The 7,500-nt window shown below is 47.8% G+C and carries 4 protein-coding genes, 1 tRNA gene and 2 rRNA genes (1 of these 7 only partly in view); 5 read left to right on the plus strand and 2 right to left on the minus strand.

Going from position 1 to position 7,500, the window contains the following annotated elements; translation table 11 throughout:
* On the plus strand, window positions 1-434 hold a 434-nt coding region (locus PX482_RS02535; protein ID WP_288122032.1), incomplete at its 5' end, for a tetratricopeptide repeat protein.
* Between the two features lie 82 nt (window positions 435-516).
* Here the strand turns inward: PX482_RS02535 and trpA are convergent.
* On the minus strand, window positions 517-1,311 hold the full coding sequence (gene trpA / locus PX482_RS02540; RefSeq protein WP_288024789.1) for a tryptophan synthase subunit alpha: 795 nt from the start codon (window positions 1,309-1,311) through the stop codon (window positions 517-519).
* 353 nt (window positions 1,312-1,664) lie between these two features.
* On the opposite strand from trpA, the gene PX482_RS02545 reads away from it, so the two are divergent.
* Complete coding sequence (locus PX482_RS02545) at window positions 1,665-2,582, plus strand: glycosyltransferase family 2 protein (protein WP_288093682.1); 918 nt, start codon at window positions 1,665-1,667, stop codon at window positions 2,580-2,582.
* A gap of 198 nt (window positions 2,583-2,780) precedes the next feature.
* On the opposite strand, the gene PX482_RS02550 is transcribed toward PX482_RS02545, so the two are convergent.
* Window positions 2,781-3,806, minus strand: a complete 1,026-nt coding sequence (locus PX482_RS02550; protein WP_002757482.1) for an ABC transporter permease — start codon at window positions 3,804-3,806, stop codon at window positions 2,781-2,783.
* Between the two features lie 434 nt (window positions 3,807-4,240).
* On the opposite strand from PX482_RS02550, the gene PX482_RS02555 reads away from it, so the two are divergent.
* From PX482_RS02555 to PX482_RS02565, 3 genes are all read left to right on the plus strand, one after another.
* Window positions 4,241-5,729, plus strand: a 16S ribosomal RNA gene (locus PX482_RS02555).
* Window positions 5,730-5,861: 132 nt separating this feature from the next.
* Window positions 5,862-5,935: transfer RNA gene (locus PX482_RS02560), tRNA-Ile, on the plus strand.
* Window positions 5,936-6,090: 155 nt separating this feature from the next.
* Window positions 6,091-7,500 (plus strand): 23S ribosomal RNA (locus PX482_RS02565); it runs 1,470 nt beyond the window's last position.
* Together the 16S and 23S rRNA genes with 1 tRNA gene alongside form the textbook arrangement of a ribosomal RNA operon.

Raw genomic sequence — 7,500 nt, forward strand, 5'->3', positions numbered from 1 at the left:
CGAAGAAAATGGTGGCGATGGAACCTCTTTACTCTCGTTATCGCCTGCAACTGGGGGAAATTTTACTGAAACAAAATAAATTTGAAGAAGCGGCGAAAATCTATCGTTCTGCCACTAGACTCGGCCCACCTGGAATGGCGATCGCTTGGTTTATGGCCGGCCAATGTCACGAACGATTAGGAGAGATAGACATCGCCTGTGATTGCTATCTAGCTTCCCTACAGATGGATGAATTAGCTATCTCCGCCGTGGAGAAAATTAACAAATTGGCCCCCCGGCTAGGTAACTCGATGCTGACCGATTGGAGTACCATGCGTCTAGAACAATTACAGGAACAACAGGGAGGTATGGTCTCTAAAACGAAAACTTCCTATATTCCTGAAGCAGCTTCTGCACTGAAATTAGCGGGTGAACGCGAACTCTCTCAAATTTAACTCAAGGCGATCGAGGAATTCGGGAAAGATTCTACCTCGATCGCCCCGCAGCCGGAATTCCCTTAGAAGAATTTCTAACCCCTCACTGAATCGCCTGTTTTAAACTGCGGCAGAATTCTTCGAGGGATTTTAACCCATCGCTGGGGGAATTATCGGCCAGACGTTTAACCATGGCACTGCCGACAATTACCGCATCAGCACCCCATTTTTTCACCTGTAGCGCCTGTGTCGGGTCAGAAATGCCAAATCCTACCCCCACGGGTTTATCGGTGACAGAACGGATAGAATCGAGCAATTCCTCCACTCTGGTGGCTACTTGGTTCCGCATTCCCGTCACTCCCGTGACACTAACCAAATAAATAAAACCTTGGGATTGCAGGGCGATCGCTTGTATTCGTTCCGGGGGACTGGTAGGTGCTACCAATAAAATCACTTCAATTCCCTTAGCGGCAGCCGGTTGCAGCAGACTTGCCGCTTCCTCTAGGGGTAAATCGGGAACCACCAAACCACTCACCCCGGCTGCTTTAATTTGGTCTAAAAAGACATCTATCCCGCGATGATAGATGGGATTATAGTAAGTAAAGAGAATAATCGGAGCTTTCACCTCTCCCCGGGCATTTTTGACGATTTCTAGCACATCTTCCAACTTGACACCCCGATTTAAAGCGCGGGTGGCTGCCGCTTGAATAACCGGACCATCCGCAAGAGGATCGGAATAGGGAACCCCCAACTCGATCAGATCGGCCCCTGCCCGGTCTAAAATGCGTAAAGCTTGGGCAGTGGTAGATAAATCGGGATCACCGGCAGTAATAAAGGGAATTAAGGCACAATTCCCCTGGGAACGGAGAGAACGAAAACACTCGGAAACAGCAGTCATCGAAAATTACTGAAGACATAAAGCACCGTCTATTATCTCATGGCGGGGAATAGCTCATTGCCAGTCTCTACAAGCTCAGGTAAAGAATTTTTCAAGTAATACTTAAGAAATATTGACAAAATGGCGATCGAGGTTAGAATAGGCTCAGTCTGACAGTTTTAAAAAAATTTCTTGGATAAGCTAAACGGCTTTTACTTCGGATCACCGATATAGACTCCAAAAGGGTTATAGCTGTTGGATCATGCAGGTTAAGCGCCGTTTAGCTTAATAAGGGTTTTCATTCCGCTTTTTCCAGTACACAATAGAACTACTGCCCGATCGGGTTTCGTATAATCAAACACCATATTATATCTATGTTTTCCATTTACATTCTCACTCATAACGAAGAAATTGATATTGCCGCCTGTGTGGAATCGGCACTTCTATCCGATGATGTGATTGTGGTTGACTCCTACAGTAGCGATCGCACTGTAGAGATTGCTTCTCGTTATCCAGTGCGCGTGATTCAGCATCAATTCGAGAGTCATGGTAAACAAAGAACTTGGATGTTAGAAAATATCGAGACTAAATACGATTGGGTTTATATTCTCGAAGCAGATGAAAGGATGACACCCCAACTCTACGCAGAATGTCTGCGCGCCACTCAACAGAAAGAATTTACTGGTTTTTATGTGGCCGAAAGAGTTATGTTTATGGGAACTTGGATCCGTCGCAGCACCCAGTATCCCCGTTATCAAATGCGTCTATTTAGAAAAGATCAAGTCTGGTTTAGCGATTATGGTCACACGGAAAGAGAAGAATGTCTGGGAAAAACCTCTTTTTTACAAGAAACCTATCCCCACTATACCTGTAGTAAAGGTTTAAGTCGTTGGATTGAAAAACATAATCGTTATTCTACCGATGAAGCGGCAGAAACCCTACATCAGTTGGCTAACGGTGGTGTTAGTTGGAAAAAATTATTTTTTGGTGAAACCGAAGTAGATAGACGGAGAGCTTTAAAAGATTTATCTCTACGATTGCCTTTTCGTCCCTTGCTTCGTTGGTTTTATATGTATTTTATCTTGGCGGGAATTCTCGATGGTAAAGCTGGTTTTGCTTGGTGTACTCTGCAAGCTTTTTATGAGTATTTGATCCTCTTAAAAGTAGCGGAAATGAAACAGGGTTTACCCACTCCCACCGAAGTGAGAAATCCTTTTCATCCCCCGAAAAATGGTGACAATAGTAATTTCCATAGGCCCGATTTCGTCTCCCTAAAAGGAAAAGCCGATTAACATTCAACCATTATTAATCAGTCAGCAATCACCTAACAACAACCTAGAGATAAAAAGCAATCCTGATCCATTTTTTATTAGCTGTGACATCAATTTCACGGCTGTTGTCTCATCTCAAGCTGTACGGTATTTAAACTGCGTAGTGGTCTCCCCACCTCCCCACTTCATAATTCATAATTCATAATTCCCTCTCCCTGATTAATAACGGATGCGAGGATCAACATAAGCATTGATTAAATCGATTAAAATACTGGCAAAAACCACTATTGTCGCAAAAAAAGCCATTAATCCCTGTACTGTTGGGTAATCCCGCAGAGAAATCGCGCGATATAACTGATTTCCCAAACCCGGCCAAGAAAAAGTAACTTCCGTCAAGACTGCACCACCTAAAAGAGCCGCAAAAGTTAATCCTAAGACAGTAATTACGGGTATTAGAGCATTTTTCAGCGCATGGGCGATCATAATCGTTTTTTCTGGTATTCCTCTCGCTTTGGCCGCATCTACATAGTCCGCTTGCAAAGTTTGTTTCAGATTAACTCGCACCATCCGTTCAAAAATCCCACTCAAGAGAATGCCGAGAGTAAAACTAGGTAAGGCTAGATAATACAAAGCTGTGGGCAACTTATCTAGTTGTAGAGTCATCAGACTATCAAGGGTGTATAAACCTGTAATTGTCTGGGGTGGAGTCTCACTCAAAGGAAAACGAGTCCCCAAGGGAAACCAGCGCAACTGTACCGCAAAAATTAGCTGTAAGAGCATTCCCACCCAAAAAATCGGCAAGGAATAGGTTATCAGTCCAAATAAACGTCCCCCCGCATCTAAGGGGGTATTCGGACGGGAAGCGGTGATAATTCCCAATCCGACTCCCACTATCACCGCAATTAGCATTCCATAAAAAGTTAGTTCCACCGTCGCTGGAAAATGTTTAGCGATAATCTCCCATACCGTCACCCCCTTACTGGTTAAAGAGTCTCCTAAATTGAGACGCATTAGGTGAAAAATATAGTCTAGGTACTGGAAAAATAGGGGTTTATTCAGTCCTAATTGTTCTCTTAGGGCATTTTTGGCACTTTCAGGGGCGCGGTTGCCTAAAATCGCATCCGTGGGATCACCGGGAGCAACACGCATCAGCAGAAAAACCACCGTCACGATCGTCCATAACATCAAGGGAGCTAGGAGTAAACGCACCAGTAAATAGGATTGTAAAGCAGCGCGGCGAGACATGAGGGCTTTCCGATCAGAAATATAGATTCTCAAGGAACCATATCCCAAAATCGCCCCAGCGATCGAGAGGGATTGAATAAAAAATTAAATTGAGGAAAATATTTAGTACGAATAAACTAATATATCCGCACCGCCAGTTCTAATCAAGGGACTACCAAAAACCCCTAAAGGCTGAAAGGCTTACGTAGCAAGGGATAGAAAAAAGATCAAAAAATTTTGCCAAAAGGGGTTGACAAACTTAGGGAAGTTAGATACATTGGTAAATGCGCGGTTGAAGCGAAGCGAAAGCGAAGCGAAACAAACGACGCTGGAACCTAGACAAAACAATAGTTTGAAAGCCAAGCAAAAAAAGCCTCGTTTAGAAGCAATTCTATAACAAAAAAGTCAAACCCGCAAGGGGGAGACGAAAAAAAGTCAAAAGAATCAAACGATTCATCATGGAGAGTTTGATCCTGGCTCAGGATGAACGCTGGCGGCGTGCCTAACACATGCAAGTCGAACGGGAATCTTCGGATTCTAGTGGCGGACGGGTGAGTAACGCGTAAGAATCTAACTTCAGGACGGGGACAACAGTTGGAAACGACTGCTAATACCCGATATGCCGCAAGGTGAAACCTAATTGGCCTGGAGAAGAGCTTGCGTCTGATTAGCTAGTTGGTGGGGTAAGAGCCTACCAAGGCGACGATCAGTAGCTGGTCTGAGAGGATGAGCAGCCACACTGGGACTGAGACACGGCCCAGACTCCTACGGGAGGCAGCAGTGGGGAATTTTCCGCAATGGGCGAAAGCCTGACGGAGCAACGCCGCGTGAGGGAGGAAGGTCTTTGGATTGTAAACCTCTTTTCTCAAGGAAGAAGTTCTGACGGTACTTGAGGAATCAGCCTCGGCTAACTCCGTGCCAGCAGCCGCGGTAATACGGGGGAGGCAAGCGTTATCCGGAATTATTGGGCGTAAAGCGTCCGCAGGTGGTCAGCCAAGTCTGCCGTCAAATCAGGTTGCTTAACGACCTAAAGGCGGTGGAAACTGGCAGACTAGAGAGCAGTAGGGGTAGCAGGAATTCCCAGTGTAGCGGTGAAATGCGTAGAGATTGGGAAGAACATCGGTGGCGAAAGCGTGCTACTGGGCTGTATCTGACACTCAGGGACGAAAGCTAGGGGAGCGAAAGGGATTAGATACCCCTGTAGTCCTAGCCGTAAACGATGGATACTAGGCGTGGCTTGTATCGACCCGAGCCGTGCCGAAGCTAACGCGTTAAGTATCCCGCCTGGGGAGTACGCACGCAAGTGTGAAACTCAAAGGAATTGACGGGGGCCCGCACAAGCGGTGGAGTATGTGGTTTAATTCGATGCAACGCGAAGAACCTTACCAAGACTTGACATGTCGCGAACCCTGGTGAAAGCTGGGGGTGCCTTCGGGAGCGCGAACACAGGTGGTGCATGGCTGTCGTCAGCTCGTGTCGTGAGATGTTGGGTTAAGTCCCGCAACGAGCGCAACCCTCGTTCTTAGTTGCCAGCATTAAGTTGGGGACTCTAAGGAGACTGCCGGTGACAAACCGGAGGAAGGTGGGGATGACGTCAAGTCAGCATGCCCCTTACGTCTTGGGCGACACACGTACTACAATGGTCGGGACAAAGGGCAGCGAACTCGCGAGAGCCAGCGAATCCCAGCAAACCCGGCCTCAGTTCAGATTGCAGGCTGCAACTCGCCTGCATGAAGGAGGAATCGCTAGTAATCGCCGGTCAGCATACGGCGGTGAATTCGTTCCCGGGCCTTGTACACACCGCCCGTCACACCATGGAAGCTGGTCACGCCCGAAGTCATTACCTCAACCGCAAGGAGGGGGATGCCTAAGGCAGGGCTAGTGACTGGGGTGAAGTCGTAACAAGGTAGCCGTACCGGAAGGTGTGGCTGGATCACCTCCTTAAAGGGAGACCTAATTCAGGTAGGAGACGAAAAAAAAGTAGTCCCAACCAAGAATCAATCCCAAAAGGTCGGAGCGAGGTATGTGGCTTTCAAACTAGGTTCTGGGTTCACACAAGACCTGAATAAGGAACAAGGGCTATTAGCTCAGGTGGTTAGAGCGCACCCCTGATAAGGGTGAGGTCCCTGGTTCGAGTCCAGGATGGCCCACCTGCACAGGTGGCAAAAACAAAGAAAAAAAGCTCCGAATCAGCACCTTATCTTACTTATACAGTAAGAGAGAATGCTGGCTCTGAGTTCAGAGTTCAGAGGAACCTTGAAAACTGCATAGAGCTAGGTGAAAAAGCCAAAAAAGAAGACCGCAAGGTCAAGCTAATAAGGGCTAACGGTGGATACCTAGGCACACGGAAGCGAAGAAGGACGTAGTTACCGACGAAACGCTTCGGGGAGCGGGAAGCAAGCATTGATCCGAAGATATCCGAATGGGGCAACCCTAAACACGACCACCTGAATACATAGGGTGGAGCGAGCCAACCTGGTGAACTGAAACATCTTAGTAGCCAGAGGAAAAGAAAGCAACAGCGATTCCCCCAGTAGCGGCGAGCGAAAAGGGAACAGCCTAAACCAAGTTCTTCGGAACTTGGGGTCGTGGGACAGTAACAAAAGACTGGGAAATTTAGACGAAGCGGCTGAAAACCGCACCAGAGAAGGTGAAAGTCCTGTAGTCGAAAAAGGAACCAGCTTAACTGCATCCCGAGTAGCATGGGGCACGTGAAATCCCGTGTGAATCTGCCTCGACCACGAGGTAAGGCTAAATATTCCCGTGTGACCGATAGAGAAACAGTACCGCGAGGGAAAGGTGAAAAGAACCCCGGAAGGGGAGTGAAATAGAACATGAAACCGTTAGCCTACAAGCAATGGGAGGACGATTGAACGTCTGACCGTGTGCCTGTTGAAGAATGAGCCGGCGACTTACAGGTTATGGCAGGTGAAGGGGGAAGACCCCACAGCCCCAGCGAAAGCGAGTCTGAAGAGGGCGAAGCGTCATAATTTGTAGACCCGAACCCGGGTGATCTAACCATGGCCAGGATGAAGCTTGGGTAAAACCAAGTGGAGGTCCGAACCGACTAATGTTGAAAAATTAGCGGATGAGCTGTGGTTAGGGGTGAAATGCCAATCGAACTCGGAGCTAGCTGGTTCTCCCCGAAATGTGTTGAGGCGCAGCGGTAGTGGAAGTTTAGTCGGGGTAAAGCACTGTTTCGCCGCGGGCTGGGAGACCGGTACCAAGGCGAGGCAAACTCTGAATACGGCTAAAAAAACTACCAGTGAGACGGTGGGGGATAAGCTTCATCGTCAAGAGGGAAACAGCCCAGACCACCAGCTAAGGTCCCCAAATGATAACTAAGTGAGAAAGGAGGTGGGAGTGCATTGACAACCAGGAGGTTTGCCTAGAAGCAGCAACCCTTAAAAGAGTGCGTAATAGCTCACTGGTCAAGCGCTCCTGCGCCGAAAATGAACGGGGCTAAGTTATCTACCGAAGCTGTGGACTACATTGTAGTGGTAGGGGAGCGTTCTATAGGGGGTGAAGCAGTAGCGGCAAGCAGCTGTGGACTCTATAGAAGTGAGAATGTCGGCTTAAGTAGCGAAAATGTGGGTGAGAATCCCACACCCCGAAACCCCAAGGTTTCCTCCGCAAGGCTCGTCCGCGGAGGGTCAGTCAGGACCTAAGGCGAGGCTGAAAAGCGTAGTCGATGGACAACGGGTTAACATTCCCG

The sequence above is a fragment of the Microcystis sp. M53602_WE12 genome (assembly GCF_030065455.1).
Lineage (GTDB): Bacteria > Cyanobacteriota > Cyanobacteriia > Cyanobacteriales > Microcystaceae > Microcystis > Microcystis aeruginosa.